A 17307-nucleotide genomic window follows, 5' to 3' on the forward strand; every position below is an offset into this window, starting at 1 on the left:
TTGGCAAGAGATTTCGGCGGCGCGCAACAATCGGAATCGGAACCGGGCCGCCAGGATTCCTTCCGGAATGCCGACAGGCCTCAATCGATTCTTCGGCTAAATGGCGCCTGCGGCCTCAAAATGAGGGGAGACATGAGATCGATGATATGATCGCTCATGGTATTATCCCTTATCCCTTGAAATTCCGCGCTGATGTAGCGGGAAAAATCGTCGATAAACATCCGGATGCGTTCCGCCTGGCAACCGGCACGGCATCTCGCCAACCATTCCAGAATTTCTCTGCCGTAACCCCACTGACGAAGCTGCTGTGCTTCGATTCGACGTTGCTGTTCTGGTTCAGGAAGGCTGTACCCGGATGGAGCCATCCCTTTGGGCGTGAGGTAGATTACGATACCATTGCCAGCGCCATTATGGTCTAAATAAGAAAAATAGCGCGCGAGCTGCTGATTCTGATCGCCTGCCCATGGCTTGTTCTCAATGATCACGCGGAGATGACCCGTACTGATCAGAATATCCAAACAACCTTGCGCTACACTGACTTCTCTCTGGACTGATGCGGAGCCGCACTCCTCGTCCTGAAAATTTTCGCCGATCATACCGAGAAAAAGCCGAAGAAAATGGCTGCCCTGCCCGTGAGTGCCGAGAGGATCAAGAAACCAGGCGAGAATTTCCGATAGCTTCGCCTCGTCTGGCGCGATGAAATCAGACACATTGAAGTCGGGGGCGAATCTGCGATCGTATAGTTTTTTTGAAGACTGGTGTGCATTGACAATGCCACTAACCCTATCAAGGAGACGCTGAATTCCATCGGGTTGGGCTGGTGCAGAGTTATCGCTCATGCCTGAACCTCGTTATCAAGTTTTTTCTATTCTGGACGGTTACACGCGGCGGCTCCGCGCACAGTATTCGGGCGGTTCGAGCGTCCCAGAACCCCTTATGGCTCGACCGGTTCAACCCGCCTGCCATCGTAACGAAATTCGAGAAAATCGCAATCCGGATCGAGAATGGCCAGAACCAGAGTCAGCGGCTCGCCGAAATAGGGGCTGCCGGCACACATCGCCTGCTCGCACGTATCGAACACGGGGGTGGCGAGAACCTCACGCACGATTGCGATCTCGTTATAGGCAGGCACCGCCTTGTTCCTGAGGCCGGATTTCCACCTGACGAATTGCCCTTTGCGAAAGCTGTGAAGTTCGTCCAGAGCCTCCGCCAGTTCGGCAAGCCGCCGGGCTTGCTCCATGGCCGGTTTTTCCGATGTGTCGCCTGACACGAGCTGGATCGCTTTGTGCCGCTCAATGGGATGATCCATACCGTCTCCATTCATTCAAAAATCGTGGCGATCCCGGTATGGCATTCAGATACGTCAAAACCGGACATTCTGGTCACGTGTCCGGCAAAGTCCACTCCGCTAAGACGGGCGGAGCGGAAATCACAGCGCCGAGGCGTCGATGCCGAGTTCGGACCGGAACATCGTCATGCCTTTCGGCGTGATCAGGATGGCGCGCGAATCGGTGGAGCGGCGCAGCCAGTTCGTGGCGCATAGCCGGGTCAGCATTTGCACGCCGAGCGGGCCGGCCAGATGATGGGTCCGTTCGGTGCAATCCAGGCATTGCCGCGCGAGGCCGTGGCGCGTTGGTTTCAACGTCAACACGTCGATGCCGATGCCGCCGAACCATGAGACGCCGCCCGGCGTGATCTCGAATTTTTTGGCTTGTGCCGGTACGATGAAGCCCTTGGTTTGCAGGCTCTGCGCCACCGCGACGCCCAGGCGCCCGGCCAGATGATCGTAGCAGCGCCGCGCGGTTCGCAGGCGCTCCATTTCGCGGCTGATCGGCTTGCGCCGGATGGTATCGATCGCGCTGATCGCCGCGAGGCTTTCCAGCGCCTCCGCCACCAGCGGGCCGGCGAGCCGGTAATAGCGGTGGCGGCCTTCGGTCTCGCAGGCGAGCAACCCGCCATCGAGCATTCTGGCCAGATGCGAACTCGCGGTTTGCGCGGTGACGCCGCCGGCATAGGCAAGTTCGCCGGCGGGCAATGCCTTGCCGTCGATCAACGCAGCAAGCATCGTCGCGCGCGCCGGATCGGCGATGAGCGCCGCGATCGCGGCGATATTGGGCCACAAAACCACAGGGCAACCTCCATCGAAGCATGAACACTCTATCACGGTTTCGGGCACAATGCTTCGGCCGTCATCGAAGCATTGTGCCGAAGCCATGCGCTACACCCCTGCCGACAGAGAGCGTGACGGCTTTAAATCGATTCCGTTCTTCTCTTTGTTTGGCGAGCAATTCCAGCGCAATAAACGGATCGCCTTGCGATTCCGCTTAATGCCAGATTGCTCTGAATCGCAGGAGCAGACGCCTATGCAGACCACCCTCGCAACCCGAAACACCAACCGGCCGCTCGCCTTGGCGACTCTATGCGGGGCGGTTCTGGTCGCCCAGCTCGACACCTCGGTGGTCAATCTTGCGACCCATCCGATCGGGGCCTATTTCAAGGCGGATGTGGCGACCCTGCAATGGGTGGTGGACGCCTATAACCTCGTCTATGCCGCCCTGCTGCTGACCGGCGGCCTGATCGCCGATCTCTACGGCAGGCGGCGCGTCTTCATCGCCGGAATCCTGGTATTCACCCTGGCGTCGCTGCTCTGCGCCGCCGCACCGGACATGCCGATCCTGATCGGCGGCCGAGCACTTGCTGGGGTCGGCGCCGCTTTGATGATCCCGGCCTCGCTGTCGCTGATCCGGGTGATCTGGCCCGATCCGGCCACGCGCGGCCATGCCCTGGGCATCTGGGCGGCGTGCAACGGACTTGCTTTCGTCATCGGGCCGACGCTCGGCGGGGTTCTGATCGGCTGGTTCGGCTGGCGCAGCATTTTCCTCGTGGTGATTCCGGTCGGGATCGCGACCATGGCGCTGGCGTTCCGCGCGCTGGCCGAATCCGCCGACCGGAGCGGCCGGGCTTTCGATGCGGCGGGGCAGACCCTCGGGGCGATCGCACTGGGTGGGATCGTGTTCGCGGCTATCATGGCCGATGGCAACGCCCACGCCGCCCTCATCGCGCTGGCTGCCGCTTGCATCGCTATCGTGTGGTTCGTCGTCGCCGAACGACGGCGCGGCGCCGAAGCGCTGGTGCCGCTCGGCCTGTTTCGGATTCCGGCGTTTCGCGGGGCGATGCTGGCGACCATGGCGATGACCTTCGGCATGTACGGCGTGCTGTTCCTCCAGCCGCTGGTCTGGCAGAGCACCGGCGGGCTGGGGCCGATCGGCGCCGGGCTGGCACTGATGCCGATGGCGCTGGTTTTCGTGCTGGTTTCGCCATGGTCCGGCGCGCTGTCGCATAAGGTCGGAACGCGGTTCATGACCAGCGGCGGCGTCGCGATCATCGGCTGCGGACTTCTGGCCCTGGCGGCGACAGCGGGGCTGCGGCAGGCCGGCTTCGCCGAAATCGGCCTGGTTCTGACTGGCCTCGGCATGGGGCTGGCGACCGGGCCGCTGCTCGGAGTCGCGGTCGGCGCGGTTCCCGCCGCGCGGTCGGGCACAGCCGCGTCGCTGATCAATGTCGCGCGGATGGCCGGGGCGACCATGGGGGTAGCATTGCTGGGCGCGGTGTTCGCAGCACTGCATGGTGATACCGAAGGGCTGCGGGGCGCGATGCTGCTGGGCGGGCTGGTGCAGCTTGGCGGCGCGGCGATCGCCAGCCGTCGCGGTCAGGGATAGCGGGGCCGTTTGAAATTCTGTAAGGGGGGGGTGAGCGGCCAGCTGCCAGCATCGCTGCACGGGGCCGCTTTGCACTGCATCCCGGCCGTCCAAGACACGTTTCGGAGTGCTCGGCAGCGGTCATTCAAGACACTGCCGCATCGACGCTCCTTGGTCGGCGGATGGCTCTCACCTTTCCGCTGGTTCCTCCGCCACAGAAAAATCGGTCGCCCCTGTCCGATTCAAGTCCCGAGACACTGGTTCCGGCCGGCATTTCAAGGCGCTCGAGCACCTCTCCTGTCTCGGGATCGATGCGCCGGACATCGCTCGCCTCGTCCTGCCAGGTGCCGTGCCAGAACTCGCCATCGACCCAGGTGACACCCGTGACGAAGCGATCGGATTCGATGGTGCGGAGCACGGCCCCGGTGTCCGGATCGACCTGATGGATCTTGCGGTCACGGTTCTGGCCGACCCAGAGCGTTCCTTCAGCCCAGGCGAGCCCCGAATCCCCGCCATTGCCGGGCGCCGGAATCGTGCTGAGCACCTCGCCGGTCTTGGGATCGATCTTCCGGATCACGGCCTCGGCGATCTGGAACAGATACTTTCCGTCGAACGCCGTTCCCGCATGCGCAGCGACATCGAGCACGCCGACTATTTCCCCACTCTCGGGATCAAGTGCGTTCAGCCTGTCGCCGGAGGCGAACCAGACCCGTTCCCCATCGAAGCTGACTCCGTGCACGCCGTCGACTTCCGGAAAGGGGCCATATTCGCGAAGGATCTCGGCGGGCGTGTGTTTCATGGTTTCAATCTACCCACGCGTCAGCGGTGCCGGGAGTAACAAGCTTGTCGGGAAACTCGGCACGTTCGGCGTCAGCCAGCGGCAAGCCCGCCCGCGGCCGAAGGATTCGACCTTGCCGTCCTCCGCCAGTGCTTCGAGCGCGCGCTGGGCGGTGCGCGCGCTCACGTCGAGCGCCAGCGCCAGCGCCGAACTCGACCATGCCTCACCATCGGCGAGCAGGGCCAGCACCTCGGCATGGTCTTCCTCGACGGGCGGCGCCAGAACGGCGACCGTCGTCGCCCCGTGCGGTTTCAGCACGAAGCCCCGCCTGGTCGCGTTCAGTCCGGCCAGCGGCTTGAGCGTCTTGCGGAGCCGCCCGATCTCGACGCGAAGCCGCGCGCGATGCGATTCATCGGCTTCCCGTGCTCGAAAGGCGCGCGTGAGCAGCGTTTCGCGCGTCACGTCCTCCGGCCACGCCTCGGCGAGCGCGCGGGTGAGCGCGAACAGCACCGGGCGACCGGCAAGCGGAACCGACGACGTCCCCGCGCGCACCACATTGCGGCAGGCGTCGACCAGGAGCGCGTCCGAAGCCATCAGTGCCTCGACTTCGCCGAACCCGAGCAGCCTTGCCCCCTCGCGCGCGATCAGGCGTGCGGCGGGTGCATCGAATGCGCGTGACGCCCGGTCGACCTCGGCCACAAGCGCCGGGATCCCCGCCTTGTGCGCGGCGTGGCGGGCCCGATCGAGCGCGGCGCGTGCCGACTCTGCTCGAATGCGCCGTATCGCGATGCCGGCGGCGACTAGCCAGTAGCCGGTCCGCGACGCCAGCGGCAGCGTATCGAGATCGAGTTCGTCGAGCGACCGCTCGGATTCGTCGAGACGCCCAATCAGGAGAAGCCGCCGCGCCTCGAGATAGCCGGCATGCGCGGCGTTCGCCTGATCGCCATTCGTTTCGAGCGTCGCCCGCGCCGCGCCGAGCGTCTGCATGGGGCCGCCCAGGTCGCGCGAGACGAGCGCGATCTCGGCCTCGGCGACCACGCACCGTGCACGGGCTGTCGCCTCCTTCGAGCCGAAGGCACGCGCGGCGCTCCGCAGCAGTTCCTTCGCGCGCGTGAGGTTGCCGAGCTGCGCCATCGCGATGCCGCGCAGCGCGAGCGCCGGCGGATCGTCGCGCAGCGTGACCTGCTTGAGCGCGGCCAGCGGATCGCCCGCCGCGAGCGCTCGGGCCGCGGCCGTAATCAGCGAGTCCATCGGAATCCCGTCACACTTGTCACTCTCACCCGTCTTTCTGTCCGCCCTACATCCTCACTCTATCCTACAACGGCCGGAAACGGCGACAATCGATCGGGAGCCGGAAAATGACGATTCTCTCAGCGGCAAACAAAGGTAGTGGATTAGCCTGGCGCGCCCCCACCGCCGGTTGGCTCGGTCTCGCGGCGTCGCCGACCTTCGCGTTCATGGCGTGGATCGCGGCGAAGGATGCCCGCCGATCGCCCTCTGCTCCTCGGGTTCGAGCATCCTGCCGATCGACGGCATGACCGCGATGTACTTGCTGATGAGCCTCTTCCACCTCTCGCCCTGGCTGAAGCTCGCTTCCAGCCGCCCGTGGGCGCGTACCTGACCCGATAACCAAAGGAGACTGACCATGAACCATACTATCGTTTCGCGCGAAGAGTGGCTTGGCGCCCGCAAGGCGCTGCTCGCCAAGGAGCGCGCCATGACCCACGAACTCGACGCGCTCCGCGCCGAGCGTCGGCAACTGCCCTGGGTCAGGATCGAGAAGCCCTATGTCTTCGAAGGCCCCGAGGGCGGATGCACGCTTGGCGACCTGTTCCGCGGCCGCAGCCAGCTCGCCATCTATCACTTCATGCTGGCGCCGGGCTCGGACCATATCTGCCCTGGCTGCTCGTTCATCGCCGACCATATCGATGCGGCGCGGCAGCATTTCGAGCAGGCGGACCTGGCGTTCGCCGCAGTCTCGCGCGCGCCGCTCCCGCGGATCGAGGAGGTCAAGGAGCGGATGGGCTGGACCTTCCACTGGGTCTCCTCGCACGGCAGCGACTTCAACTTCGATTTCGCCGTGTCGTTCACGCCTGAAGACCTCGCCGCCGGCCGCGCGATCTACAATTACGGCACGGTGATCCGCAACAGCCAGGAGATGTTCGGCACCAGTATCTTCGTGAAGGACGAGAATGGAGACATCTTCCACACCTACTCGACCTATCACCGCGGCACCGAGCTGCTGATGGGTGCGTTCAACTGGCTCGACCTCGCTCCCAAGGGCCGTAACGAAACCGGTGGCACCATGAGCTGGGTCCGGCTGCACGACAGATATTGACGCGGAGGACATCCGCCCGACGCCAATTTGAAAGGGCGATCTTCGAAGTCCCTTCCTGGATCTGGTTATTCGGCTTCGAAAGCAGGCGGCCGGTCGAGGGCGTGAACGGCAATTATCCACTTTTCTTTTCTCGGAAGCCGCCATTCCGCTCTCCGAGGGTCAGCTTTTGTCTGACGCGCAAAATCGGACACGGTCTGCGTTCCGGAAGATAGTCGGAAGGGCCACCACGAGATGCAACGTCTCGAATCCCGCTCTGCAAAAAAGAAAATATCAGCAGTTTCTGAAACTGTATCTCTGAAACCTATCGGGCTATGCTCGAATTGCACGCAACTCATGGCCCAAGGAGATGACACAGCTTTGCCCAATCAGACACCTCAGCCAGTTGTCGCGTCCCTTACAAGGGCCGCGATCTTCCTCGTGTTGACCATCAACCCCGGCAACGAAGCCGAAAGCACCTTCAAGGCTCTCTGCGCCGACCTCGCATCCCTGCGTCGCACTGTGGGATTTCGCGACCTCAACGGGCAACTCTCCTGCGTACTGGGCATAGGCTCCGCGGCATGGGACCGCCTCTTTCCCGGCCCGCGACCAAAGGAGTTGCATCCGTTCAGGGAAATCAGAGGCGTCCATCATGCAGTCTCCACCCCCGGTGACCTGCTCTTCCACATCCGCGCCGTTCGCATGGATATGTGTTTCGAAATGGCGGCGCTCATCATGGATCGCCTTCGCGCGGTCTCGACCGTTGTGGACGAGGTGCACGGCTTCAAATATTTCGACGATCGCGATTTGATCGGCTTCGTCGACGGGACTGAAAATCCGGAAAACGATGCTGCCGTCGAAGCTGCGCTTATCGGCTCCGAAGATCCGGATTTCAGGGGTGGAAGCTATGTGATCACCCAGAAATACTTCCATGATCTCGATGCCTGGAACAGGCTTCCCGTCGAAACACAGGAGAAAATCATCGGCCGTAAAAAACTTTCCAACGTCGAACTCGACGACGCGACCAAGCCGAGCCATGCCCATAATGCGCTGAACACGGTCACCCGAGATGGTAAGCAGGTCGACATTCTGCGCGATAACATGCCTTTTGGTGAGATCGGCAAAGGCGAGTTTGGAACGTATTTCATCGGCTACGCGCGCTCTCCTTCGATAACCGAAGAGATGCTTGAGAACATGTTTGTCGGCAAACCGCACGGAAATTACGACCGCCTGCTGGATTTCAGCCGCGCCGTATCGGGCTGTCTGTTTTTCGTGCCGTCCGCTTCTTTCCTTGATGATGTGCAACCGTGATTGGTGAACGGGGATGAAGGGGAACGCGTTCTCGATCAGGAACTGTTAAGCCAAATCCGAACCGAGACACGACCCGATTAGCCGACAGGCGTGGCGCGCCAGTCCTGGCCGATCGGTTCGCAGAGGATCGGCCGCGCGTTTTCGGTACGCCCATCGAGGTCGAGCCGCATCAGGCCACGCAGCGCGCGGAAGAACGCGCCATGCGAGACGACGAGCAGCGGACCAGGATGGGCGAGCACGCGGCCCATCGCTTCGGCGGCGCGGCGGGTGATATCGGCGAAGCTTTCCGCACCGTCGGGGGTGAAGCGGCCATCCAGCCATTCGCCGAACCATGGATGCAAGGGCTGGCCTTCCATGCCGCCGAACACCACCTCGCGCAGGTCGGGCTCAACGAGGATCGGCACGCCGATCGTTTCGTTGACGATATCGGCGGTTTCGCGGGCGCGCTGCATCGGCGAGGTGGCGATGCCGGCGATGCCGCGCCCCGCGAGCAAGGGAGCTGCATCGCGCGCCTGCGCCCGGCCGGTGTCGTTCAGCGGAATATCGGCAGCACCCTGCGAGAGGCCGCGCGCGTTGTAGTCGGTCTGGCCGTGGCGGAGAAACCAGAATTTGACGCGCGGCAATCCGGTCAGGACAAACCCTCCGCCGCCATCGCCCGCTGCACGGCGGGGCGCGCCTGCATCCGCGCGTAGTGCGCCGCGATCCGGGGCGGCAGGTCGAGCGTCTTGCGCCCCTCCGCCCAGAACGAAACATAGAACAAAGCCGCGTCGGCGATCGAATAATGGCCGAGCAGATAGTCCTTGTCGCCGAGCGCCTTGTCCATGATCGCGAAGCCTTCGGCGAACAGCCGCTTGCCTTCGGCGCGCACCGCGTCCTTCTCTTCCGGGTTCGGGCTGAACCGTTCCGGGCGGAAGATGCGGGTGAAGCCCTGGCCGTGCATCTGGCTGTTGATATAGGCGATGATCTCGGTTGAACGCGCCCATTCGAGCTTGTCCTCGGGGACCAGTTTCGCCTCGGGATTGGTCGCGGCGAGATAGCCCGCGATGGCGGGCCATTCGGTCAGGATCTTGCCGTCGTCCAGCGCGAGCGCGGGCACCTTGGATTTCGGGTTGATCGCCTTGTATTCGGGCGTGTTCTGCTCGCCCTCGCGCAGATTGATCGCCTTCGTTTCGTAAGGCTTGCCGATTTCCTCGAGGATGACGTGGATCCCGAGCGAGCAGGCGCCGGGGCCGTAATAGAGCTTCATGGTGTTTCCTTTACGTTTCAATCGAACAGGGAACTAACCGAGGTTTCGTCGGAAATGCGCCGCATCGCCTCGGCGAGCAAGGGGGCGATGGTCAGCACCCGCAGATTGGCCGGGCATTCGCGGGAATTGGTCAGCATGATGCTGTCCGTGACGGTCAGCGTCTCGATCGGGCTGGCCTCGATCCGGTCGAGCGCGCTGCCCGACAGTACACCATGGGTGACGTAGGCCGAGGCCGAGCGCGCGCCGTGGCGCATCAGTGCTTCCGCCGCGTTGGCCAGCGAGCCGCCGGAATCGACGATGTCGTCGATCAGGATGCAGTCGCGGCCTTCGACATCGCCGATCACGTTCATCACCTCGGAGATGCCGGCGCGCTCGCGGCGCTTGTCGATGATCGCGAGGTCGCAGTTGAGGCGGGTGGCGATGGCGCGGGCGCGGGCGACGCCGCCGACATCGGGCGAGACCATCATGACGTCGCGTCCGGCGTAGCGCTCCTTGACGTCGCGGGCGAACAGCGGCGCGCCGTAGAGATTGTCGACCGGAATGTCGAAGAAACCCTGGATCTGCCCGGCATGGAGATCGACCGTGAGGACGCGGTTGGCGCCGGCCTCGGTGATCAGGTTGGCGACCAGCTTGGCGGAGATGGGGGTGCGTGGGCCGGTTTTGCGGTCCTGCCGCGCATAGCCGAAATAAGGGATGACGGCTGTGACGCGCCGCGCCGAGCCGCGCCGGAGCGCATCGAGCGTGATGAGCAGCTCCATCAGGTTGTCGTTGGCCGGAAACGAGGTGGACTGGATGACGAATACATCCTCGCCGCGCACGTTTTCCTGGATTTCGATATGGATTTCCATATCGGCGAAGCGGCGGATCAGGGCCTGGGTGAGTGGGAGGTCGAGGGTGGCGGCGACCGCCTGGGCGAGCGGTGGATTGCTGTTGCAGGCGACGATTTTCATCCGAGACTTCCAGCTTGCTGAGGGGCGGTCCGCGCCGCGCCGTGTAGCAATGGCGTTACGGCGTGTCCATGATGGAGCAGGACATCGGGGTTGCGGCGATAGATGGATCGCATCGCCGCGTCGTGCGAATGCACGCCTTCGCGTGACGGTGCGAATGCACGCCTTCGCGTGACGGTGCGAATGCACGCCTTCGCGTGACGCGGCTCGTGATGACGAATCAGGACATATCAGCGGCCGATCGGCAGGGTGATCCCGAACGACATCTGGGGCTGGGCGTAGTAGGCCGGCGGGGGAGACGCGTAGGCGCCGATGCCGCGCCAGCTATCGCGCTGCCACCCGTTATCGCCTTGATTATCGCCCCGGCGCCGCCATCCGTACCCGCCGCGATTATAATCCTGGCGCCGCCATCCGCCATAATAGCGGTTGTCGTTTTGCCGTTGCCATCCGCCCTGCCAGCCGTCTCCCCGATGCCAGTCGGCATGGGCGGGGATGGTTGCGGCGGCCAGCCCGAGGGCGACGGCTCCCGAAGCCAAAAGCGTTGAATAGAAGCGCATTTTCATGACCTTCCATCGGCGTCTGATGCCGATGCTCACGAGATAGAAGGTCAGTGTGGCGAAAACCGGCCGGAAGAAAGGTCATTTGGCGCGCGACGACGTGCGCCATTGCCTTGGCGGGGGCGCGGTCATATTCTGTTCCCTATGAGCCAACGCCTGTCGCTCGATACCGGATTCGTGCTGGATGCGTGGCTGACCCGCGATGTCTGGCCACGGCGGATCCTGGCGTTCCTGGTCGATGTCATCGCGATCGCGATCCTGGCGGCGGCGATCGGCTGGGTGATCGTGGTGCTCGGGTTTCTCACCCTCGGGCTCGGTTTCCTGCTGCTGCACCTGACGCCGCTGATCCCGCCGGTGTATTACGTGCTCTGGCTGCAGACGCGCGGCGCGGCGACGCCGGGGCAGCGCCTGCTCGGCCTGACCGTGCGACAGGACGATACGCTGATCCTCGCCGATCCGGTGCGGCCCAGCCTGGCGCAGTCGATCGCCTGGACCGTGCTGCTCGGCCTGAGCTTCGCGCTCAGCATGTTGCCTTTCCTGGTGATGTTCGCGACCAGGCGGCGCCGCGCGGCGCATGACCTGCTCTCGGGCCTGACCGTGGTTCATGCCACCGCGCTGAACCGGGCGCCGGCGATGCCATGATGCGAGCGACGCCATGACCCGCGACATCAAGACCGGGATGACCAAGCCGCCGCAATTTTTCTACGCCACCGCGCCCCTGCCCTGCCCCTATGTGCCGGGACGAACCGAGCGCAAGGTGGTGACCGAATTGATGGGCGCCCATGCCGAGGCAATGCACGACCGGCTGTCGCGCGGCGGGTTCCGGCGCAGCCACAACATCGCCTATGCGCCGGTCTGCCAGGGCTGCCGGTCCTGCATTCCGATCCGCATCGTCGCGGGCGATTTCATGCCGAACCGCACGCAACGCCGGATCGCCGCGCTGAACCAGGGCTTGCGCGCCTACGAGATGCCGCCGCGCGCCACCACCGAGCAGTTCCAGCTCTTCCAGCGCTATCAGCAGGCCCGCCACGGCGACGGCGACATGGCCGGCATGAGCTTCTACGACTATCGCGCGATGGTCGAGGACACGCCGATCGAGACCTGGATGGTGGAATTCCGCGACGAGACGGACCTTCTGGTCGGCGCCTGCCTGACCGACCGGCTCGGCGACGGGCTTTCGGCGGTCTATTCATTTTTCGCGCCGGAACTGGCGCGGAATTCGCTCGGCACCCACGCGATATTATGGCTGATCGAACGATCGCGCGAGCTGGGACTGCCCTTCGTCTATCTCGGCTACTGGGTGCCGGAGAGCGCCAAAATGACCTACAAGGCGCGGTTTCGCCCCGCCGAGGTGCTGATCGGCGGTACCTGGATCGATCTCGACCGCGCGTTCGACGCACAGCGCGAGACGATCACGAAGGCGTCGGTCACGGTGGGTTGAACGCACCACGCGCTTCCTATCCATGCTGTTCCGTGATAATGTATACATAATATAATCCTGAAACGTCCAAAATCCCGAAAGGAAATTGCGTATGGCATCTCGTTCTCTCGCGGTCGCGCTGGCGGCCGGCGTTTTGACGTGCGGCTGGGCGGGCGCGCAGGCGGCAAGTCCGAAACCGGTTTACATTCATATGAACGGGGCAAACGAATTTCTGGAAAATCTGATCGCGGTGCGGCCCGGCCAGCAAGTGGTATTCGTCAACGAGGATACCGGACCGCATACCATCGTCGGCTACAACCCGGCGACCGGCAAGACGAGCAAGCGCTTCGACGGCGCGGTGGCCGGCACCAAGGGGGTGGTTGGAGACAAGGTTCACACCTACACGATCAGTTTCAAGCACCAGGGCATCGTGCATTACTACTGCTCGGTCCATGCCGTGCTGGCCAAGGAGCCGGGCGGCTGGACGGTAGCGAAGGTGCGGCCCGGCGTGCACGGGTTCGGCGACCCGATGTCCGGTGCCATCATCGTGACGACCGACCCGAAACTGCTCGCCGAGAACCCGAAAACCGCCTCGGAAAAGATCCTGCCGGGCTATTTCGGCGGCTAGACCGGCCGCCGCCAGCGCTTTTCAGACAGGATTTCAGGCCGACAGGGTGCGCCGGTGCCACCATTCCCGAAAATGGCGGTATTTGCCGTCTGACGCGAATATGCACCGGAATATCCCGTCGAATTCCACGCGCTCGCCCGATGGCACGCGCTCGAACGTGCAGAACCAGCGGCAGATGCCGGTATCCGCTTCGGCCGTGTAAATCTCGTAGCCGAAGTGGGCATTCCGCGGGGCGTCACGCGCCCCCCTCTTTCCAGTAGCGGCGGATCGCGGCGCGCCGCCAGGCCCTTGCGCTTCTGGAGGGTGGCCATGCGGCGGAATCGAGCGGAAACCATCGCCCGCGCGCACAGGCTGCCGAAAAATCCATCGAACTCACGTAATTTTCAAAAGCTTGCAACCTCGCCGCCGGGTTCTAACTGGCCTTCTGTGATCTGTTTGCAGACACAGAGGAGACAGTATGGCCCAGAATACGGTCCCGCCGGCAAATCCCATCGCCCATGCCGCCGGCAATGTGACGGTCGCGCTGCATGGCTGGCCGCCTGCGATCACCACCGCGATCCTGCTGGCGGGCGCGGTGGTGGTGGCGGCGATCCTGCATTTCGTTCTGGTGCGCATCATCCCGAAGCGACTCCTTGACCGGCGGCCGGTTCTCGGCATGCTGGTGCAGCGCACGCGGCGCATCCTGTTTCTCGGGCTCGCCGTGATCCTGCTCGCCGCTGTAGTGCCGGCGGCACCGGTCAATGCCGCGGCCCGGTTCGTGCTGCTGCATATCCTGAGCGCCGGGTTCATCGTGCTGATCGGCTGGACCGTGATGGTCGTGGTCGATACGCTGACCGTCTACAAACTCTCACGCCGGCCCGACAACATCCAGGCCGATGTGATGGCACGCAAGCATGTGACCCAATGGCAGGTGTTGCGGCGGGCCAGCCATGTGCTGACCATCCTGATTACCCTCGCCGCCGCGCTGATGGTGTTTCCGGCGGTGCGTGCCTATGGCGTCTCGCTGCTGGCCTCGGCCGGTGCGGCTGGCCTGGTGGTCGGGCTGGCCGCGCGGCCGGTCCTGTCCAACCTGATCGCCGGCATCCAGATCGCGATCACCCAGCCTCTGCGCGTGGAAGACGCGGTGGTGATCAACGGACAATGGGGCTGGATCGAGGAAATCACCAGCACCTATGTGGTGGTGCGGATCTGGAACTGGCAGCGGATGATCGTGCCGCTGGCATGGTTGCTGGAGCAGCCGTTCCAGAACTGGACGCGGGATTCATCGGAACTGATCGGCACGGTTCACTGGAACGTCGATTACACCGTGCCGGTCGATATCCTGCGCAAGAAACTCGATGAGATCGTGCATTCCACCAAGCTGTGGAGCGGCAAGGTGGTGGTGCTGCAGGTGACCCACGCGCTGGTGAACACGATCGAGCTGCGCGCCCTGGTCTCCGCGCGCAATTCCGGCGAGGCATGGGATTTGCGCTGCTATGTGCGCGAACAGATGATCGCGTTCCTGCAGGCGGAGTATCCGCACGCGCTGCCGAAGCAGCGGCTGGAGATCGAGGGCCAGCCGGTGCCGGATCAGGCATCCAGCCGCTCGCGCGCGGACGCAGAAATGGCGTAGTGTCCTCGGCTTCCGCAACCGCGTATGGATTGCTTCCGTCTCGCGTCGTGCGAATGCGTGCTTTCGCGTGACGCTCGGGGTCGCAATGACCGACGTTTTGACCGGCGCGCCGTATCAGGCGGCGTCGGAGGCGCGGTCGGCCTTCTTGCGGGTATGCGGATCGAGGTGGCGCTTGCGCAGGCGGATCGCGCTGGGGGTGACCTCGACCAGCTCGTCATCCTCGATATAGGCGATCGCCTGTTCCAGGTTGAGCCGGCGCGGCGGGACCAGGAGCAGCGCCTCGTCCTTGCCGGCGGCGCGGATGTTGGTCAGCTTCTTTTCCTTGACAGGATTGATGTCGAGATCGTTCTCGCGCGAATGCTCGCCCAGAACCATGCCGACATAAACCTTCTCGCCCGCGCCGATGAACATCGCACCACGATCCTGCAGGGCGAACAGCGCGTATTGCACGCTTTCGCCGTCGGCGCTGGAGACGAGGGCGCCGTTGCGGCGGCCTTCCAAGGTGCCCTTCCATGGGCCGTAGCCGATGAAATGACGGTTCATCACGCCCGAGCCGCGCGTGTCGGTGAGGAATTCGCCGTGATAGCCGATCAGGCCGCGGCTGGGGATATGGAAGGTCAGGCGCTGCTTGCCGCCGCCGGAGGGGCGAATATCCTGCAACTCACCCTTGCGGCGGCTCATTTTTTCGACGACGACGCCGGCATAGGGTTCGTCCACGTCGATCAGCACTTCCTCCATCGGCTCCTCGCGCGCGCCGGTTTCCGGGTTTTCGCGGGTCAGCACACGGGGGCGGCCGATGGTGAGTTCGAAGCCCTCGCGGCGCATCTGCTCGATCAGCACGCCGAGCTGGAGTTCGCCGCGCCCGGCGACCTCGAACGCCTCGGTTTCGTTGGAATCTGTCACCTTGATCGCGACATTGCCTTCCGCTTCGCGGAACAGGCGCTCGCGGATCTGGCGCGAGGTGACTTTCTTGCCTTCGCGTCCGGCGAGCGGGCCGTCGTTGATGCGGAAGGTCATCGCCAGGGTCGGCGGGTCGATCGGGGTGGCCGGCAGGGCCGCGGCGATCTCCATGCCGCCGATCGTGTCCGGCACGGTGGCTTCCTTGAGACCGGCGACGGCGATGATGTCGCCCGCCGAAACCTCATCGACCGGCACGCGCTCCAGCCCACGGAAAGCGAGCAGCTTGGTCAGGCGGCCGGTTTCCACCGCGCGTCCGTCGAAGCTGATGACGCGGACCGGCATGTTGACGGTAGCGCGACCCTGTTCGACCCGGCCGGTCAGCACGCGGCCCAGGAAATTGTCGCTTTCCAGAATGGTCACGACCATGGCGAACGGCGCGTCTTCCGGCAGCGCGGGCGCGGGAACGTGACTGAGGATCAGATCGAACAGCGGCTTGAGGGTTTCGCGGGGGCCATCGAGCGTGGCGGTCGCCCAGCCCTGCCGGCCCGAGGCGTAGAGCATCGGGAAATCGAGCTGCTCGTCGGTCGCGCCCAAGGCGGCGAACAGGTCGAACACCTCGGTGTGAACCTCATCGGCGCGGGCGTCCGGCCGGTCGATCTTGTTGACCACGACGATCGGTTTGAGGCCGCGCGCCAGCGCCTTGCCGACCACGAACTTGGTCTGCGGCAGGACGCCCTCGGCGGCATCGACGAGCACCACGACGCCATCGACCATGTTCAAGATGCGCTCGACCTCGCCACCGAAATCGGCGTGGCCGGGGGTATCGACGATGTTGATCCGCACGTCGCCCCACTGCACGGCGGTGCATTTCGCCAGGATGGTGATGCCGCGCTCGCGTTCCAGATCGTTGCGGTCCAGCGCGCGCTCGGCCACGTGCTGGTGCGCGCCGAACGAGCCGGATTGTTTCAGCAACTGATCGACCAAAGTGGTCTTGCCGTGATCGACATGGGCGATGATCGCCACGTTGCGCAGCGTATTCTGGGTCATGATGCGGGTCTTTCGGGAGTAATCGCGGCCGTCCTACACGTTTTGCAGTGCAAAAGCGAGCGCGACTCAAAAAGGGCGGCGCATGGCCGCCCTTCGGTATTGGATATGCGAGCGGTTTTACATTGACGAACTGGGCTTCGGGGGCGCCATGCCGTTCGGCGGGGCCATGCCGTCGTTCGAAGGCGCCATGCCCGGATTCCGCATCATGCCGCCGGGTTTGCTCATCATGCCGCCATGCATCTCCGTCATTGCCTTGTGAATCATCATCGATGCATTCTGATATTGGCCGCTCTGGACTGCCCGACGCGCATCGCGGACGGCGGAAATGGCCGGGGAGCTGATCGGGCCATTGACCGTACCCTGGACATAGGAATTGGTCAGCAGATCGGTCTCGGCTCGGCCGAGGGCGACCTGCGCGTGCGCCTTGTCATGCGCCATCACCGCCCGCTGGGCGATGTGCAGATAGGTCTCGGCCGAGGCGCCGACCGGCATGTTGCCGCCCATGTGATGCGAGATGTAGGCGGCGTTGCCATTGCCCATCCCCTGATGCCACATCATGGCGTGGCTGGAATGGGACATCGAGGAGTTCATGGATCCCGACGCCGCGCTACCCGTCTGGCCGCCGGCCGCCGACGTGCCGCCGGTTGCGCTCTGCGCCAGGGCAACCCCGCCCATGAGCATCAGCGCCGTTCCGGCCATAAGAAGAGTCCGCATGGTTAGCTCCTTCCCAAATTGCGACCGGGGCCTTGACCGCGTGAATCGGCACGGGCCGAACCGGTCCCTGGATTAATCAGACCTTAGCGAGTTGGGTGTAACGACCGCCCAAAACAAGCGGTTGTGTTTGACCGC

At 63.9% G+C, this 17307-nt stretch carries 19 protein-coding genes; 8 read left to right on the forward strand and 11 right to left on the reverse strand.

Features of this window, described 5'->3' with window-relative positions; translation table 11 throughout:
• Positions 1-80 precede the first annotated feature (80 nt).
• From AiwAL_RS16630 to AiwAL_RS16640, 3 genes are all read right to left on the reverse strand, one after another.
• Positions 81-839, reverse strand: a complete 759-nt coding sequence (locus tag AiwAL_RS16630) for a PD-(D/E)XK nuclease family protein (protein WP_235704642.1) — start codon at positions 837-839, stop codon at positions 81-83.
• A 95-nt stretch (positions 840-934) separates the two neighbouring features.
• Positions 935-1309 carry a hypothetical protein gene (locus tag AiwAL_RS16635; RefSeq protein ID WP_262313104.1) on the reverse strand — a complete coding sequence of 125 codons (375 nt, stop codon included), beginning with the start codon at positions 1307-1309 and terminating at the stop codon, positions 935-937.
• A gap of 120 nt (positions 1310-1429) precedes the next feature.
• Positions 1430-2128 carry a helix-turn-helix transcriptional regulator gene (locus AiwAL_RS16640; RefSeq protein ID WP_235704640.1) on the reverse strand — a complete coding sequence of 233 codons (699 nt, stop codon included), beginning with the start codon at positions 2126-2128 and terminating at the stop codon, positions 1430-1432.
• Between the two features lie 235 nt (positions 2129-2363).
• Here AiwAL_RS16640 and AiwAL_RS16645 point away from each other — a divergent pair, with 235 nt between their 5' ends.
• Positions 2364-3719, forward strand: coding sequence for an MFS transporter (locus AiwAL_RS16645; RefSeq protein WP_262313105.1), 1356 nt, complete (start codon positions 2364-2366; stop codon positions 3717-3719).
• A 124-nt stretch (positions 3720-3843) separates the two neighbouring features.
• Here the strand turns inward: AiwAL_RS16645 and AiwAL_RS16650 are convergent, their stop codons facing one another.
• Together AiwAL_RS16650 and AiwAL_RS16655 are read right to left on the reverse strand one after the other, a co-directional pair.
• Entirely contained in the window at positions 3844-4497 is a 654-nt protein-coding gene (locus tag AiwAL_RS16650) for a glutamine cyclotransferase (protein WP_235704638.1), read from the reverse strand.
• A 9-nt stretch (positions 4498-4506) separates the two neighbouring features.
• A complete protein-coding gene (locus AiwAL_RS16655) occupies positions 4507-5727 on the reverse strand; it encodes a helix-turn-helix domain-containing protein (RefSeq protein WP_262313106.1) in 1221 nt (406 codons plus the stop codon).
• A 169-nt stretch (positions 5728-5896) separates the two neighbouring features.
• Here AiwAL_RS16655 and AiwAL_RS16660 point away from each other — a divergent pair, with 169 nt between their 5' ends.
• The 3 genes from AiwAL_RS16660 to AiwAL_RS16670 all read left to right on the forward strand — a co-directional run bounded on the left by AiwAL_RS16660 (position 5897) and on the right by AiwAL_RS16670 (position 8101).
• Positions 5897-6097: a hypothetical protein gene (locus AiwAL_RS16660; RefSeq protein ID WP_262313107.1), complete on the forward strand. Its 201-nt coding sequence runs from the start codon at positions 5897-5899 to the stop codon at positions 6095-6097.
• 24 nt (positions 6098-6121) lie between these two features.
• Positions 6122-6814, forward strand: coding sequence for a thioredoxin family protein (locus tag AiwAL_RS16665; RefSeq protein WP_235704635.1), 693 nt, complete (start codon positions 6122-6124; stop codon positions 6812-6814).
• 333 nt (positions 6815-7147) lie between these two features.
• Positions 7148-8101: a Dyp-type peroxidase gene (locus AiwAL_RS16670; protein ID WP_235704649.1), complete on the forward strand. Its 954-nt coding sequence runs from the start codon at positions 7148-7150 to the stop codon at positions 8099-8101.
• Positions 8102-8178: 77 nt separating this feature from the next.
• On the opposite strand, the gene AiwAL_RS16675 is transcribed toward AiwAL_RS16670, so the two are convergent.
• The 4 genes from AiwAL_RS16675 to AiwAL_RS16690 all read right to left on the reverse strand — a co-directional run bounded on the left by AiwAL_RS16675 (position 8179) and on the right by AiwAL_RS16690 (position 10851).
• On the reverse strand, positions 8179-8724 hold the full coding sequence (locus tag AiwAL_RS16675) for a histidine phosphatase family protein (RefSeq protein WP_235704634.1): 546 nt from the start codon (positions 8722-8724) through the stop codon (positions 8179-8181).
• A gap of 5 nt (positions 8725-8729) precedes the next feature.
• Positions 8730-9347 (reverse strand): glutathione S-transferase family protein, encoded by a 618-nt coding sequence (locus AiwAL_RS16680; RefSeq protein ID WP_235704633.1) that lies wholly within the window; start codon positions 9345-9347, stop codon positions 8730-8732.
• A 17-nt stretch (positions 9348-9364) separates the two neighbouring features.
• Complete coding sequence (locus AiwAL_RS16685) at positions 9365-10297, reverse strand: ribose-phosphate pyrophosphokinase (protein ID WP_235704632.1); 933 nt, start codon at positions 10295-10297, stop codon at positions 9365-9367.
• A gap of 227 nt (positions 10298-10524) precedes the next feature.
• Positions 10525-10851 carry a hypothetical protein gene (locus AiwAL_RS16690; protein ID WP_262313108.1) on the reverse strand — a complete coding sequence of 109 codons (327 nt, stop codon included), beginning with the start codon at positions 10849-10851 and terminating at the stop codon, positions 10525-10527.
• A 144-nt stretch (positions 10852-10995) separates the two neighbouring features.
• Between AiwAL_RS16690 and AiwAL_RS16695 the strand changes: the two genes are divergently transcribed.
• The 4 genes from AiwAL_RS16695 to AiwAL_RS16710 all read left to right on the forward strand — a co-directional run bounded on the left by AiwAL_RS16695 (position 10996) and on the right by AiwAL_RS16710 (position 14511).
• Positions 10996-11493, forward strand: coding sequence for an RDD family protein (locus AiwAL_RS16695; RefSeq protein ID WP_235704630.1), 498 nt, complete (start codon positions 10996-10998; stop codon positions 11491-11493).
• 13 nt (positions 11494-11506) lie between these two features.
• The gene (locus AiwAL_RS16700) at positions 11507-12292 is read left to right on the forward strand and encodes an arginyltransferase (protein WP_235704629.1); all 786 of its coding nucleotides are present in this window, start codon (positions 11507-11509) and stop codon (positions 12290-12292) included.
• 91 nt (positions 12293-12383) lie between these two features.
• Positions 12384-12899 carry a Cupredoxin gene (locus AiwAL_RS16705; protein WP_235704628.1) on the forward strand — a complete coding sequence of 172 codons (516 nt, stop codon included), beginning with the start codon at positions 12384-12386 and terminating at the stop codon, positions 12897-12899.
• Positions 12900-13356: 457 nt separating this feature from the next.
• The gene (locus AiwAL_RS16710) at positions 13357-14511 is read left to right on the forward strand and encodes a mechanosensitive ion channel family protein (RefSeq protein ID WP_235704627.1); all 1155 of its coding nucleotides are present in this window, start codon (positions 13357-13359) and stop codon (positions 14509-14511) included.
• Positions 14512-14625: 114 nt separating this feature from the next.
• Here AiwAL_RS16710 and typA read toward each other — a convergent pair whose 3' ends face one another.
• Together typA and AiwAL_RS16720 are read right to left on the reverse strand one after the other, a co-directional pair.
• Positions 14626-16458 carry a translational GTPase TypA gene (typA, locus tag AiwAL_RS16715; protein WP_235704626.1) on the reverse strand — a complete coding sequence of 611 codons (1833 nt, stop codon included), beginning with the start codon at positions 16456-16458 and terminating at the stop codon, positions 14626-14628.
• Positions 16459-16575: 117 nt separating this feature from the next.
• Positions 16576-17172: a hypothetical protein gene (locus tag AiwAL_RS16720; RefSeq protein WP_235704625.1), complete on the reverse strand. Its 597-nt coding sequence runs from the start codon at positions 17170-17172 to the stop codon at positions 16576-16578.
• Between the last annotated feature and the right edge of the window lie 135 nt (positions 17173-17307).

This window comes from Acidiphilium sp. AL, from assembly GCF_025499445.1.
Classification (GTDB): domain Bacteria; phylum Pseudomonadota; class Alphaproteobacteria; order Acetobacterales; family Acetobacteraceae; genus Acidiphilium; species Acidiphilium iwatense.

Coding starts and splice junctions, on each gene's coding strand:
- AiwAL_RS16650 (WP_235704638.1), bottom strand. CDS start 4,497: ATGAAACACACGCCCGCCGAGATCCTTCGCGAATATGGCCCCTTTCCG.
- AiwAL_RS16655 (WP_262313106.1), bottom strand. CDS start 5,727: ATGGACTCGCTGATTACGGCCGCGGCCCGAGCGCTCGCGGCGGGCGAT.
- AiwAL_RS16705 (WP_235704628.1), top strand. CDS start 12,384: ATGGCATCTCGTTCTCTCGCGGTCGCGCTGGCGGCCGGCGTTTTGACG.
- AiwAL_RS16695 (WP_235704630.1), top strand. CDS start 10,996: ATGAGCCAACGCCTGTCGCTCGATACCGGATTCGTGCTGGATGCGTGG.
- AiwAL_RS16635 (WP_262313104.1), bottom strand. CDS start 1,309: ATGGATCATCCCATTGAGCGGCACAAAGCGATCCAGCTCGTGTCAGGC.
- AiwAL_RS16690 (WP_262313108.1), bottom strand. CDS start 10,851: ATGCGCTTCTATTCAACGCTTTTGGCTTCGGGAGCCGTCGCCCTCGGG.
- typA (WP_235704626.1), bottom strand. CDS start 16,458: ATGACCCAGAATACGCTGCGCAACGTGGCGATCATCGCCCATGTCGAT.
- AiwAL_RS16680 (WP_235704633.1), bottom strand. CDS start 9,347: ATGAAGCTCTATTACGGCCCCGGCGCCTGCTCGCTCGGGATCCACGTC.
- AiwAL_RS16720 (WP_235704625.1), bottom strand. CDS start 17,172: ATGCGGACTCTTCTTATGGCCGGAACGGCGCTGATGCTCATGGGCGGG.
- AiwAL_RS16630 (WP_235704642.1), bottom strand. CDS start 839: ATGAGCGATAACTCTGCACCAGCCCAACCCGATGGAATTCAGCGTCTC.
- AiwAL_RS16670 (WP_235704649.1), top strand. CDS start 7,148: ATGGCCCAAGGAGATGACACAGCTTTGCCCAATCAGACACCTCAGCCA.
- AiwAL_RS16645 (WP_262313105.1), top strand. CDS start 2,364: ATGCAGACCACCCTCGCAACCCGAAACACCAACCGGCCGCTCGCCTTG.
- AiwAL_RS16685 (WP_235704632.1), bottom strand. CDS start 10,297: ATGAAAATCGTCGCCTGCAACAGCAATCCACCGCTCGCCCAGGCGGTC.
- AiwAL_RS16700 (WP_235704629.1), top strand. CDS start 11,507: ATGACCCGCGACATCAAGACCGGGATGACCAAGCCGCCGCAATTTTTC.
- AiwAL_RS16710 (WP_235704627.1), top strand. CDS start 13,357: ATGGCCCAGAATACGGTCCCGCCGGCAAATCCCATCGCCCATGCCGCC.
- AiwAL_RS16665 (WP_235704635.1), top strand. CDS start 6,122: ATGAACCATACTATCGTTTCGCGCGAAGAGTGGCTTGGCGCCCGCAAG.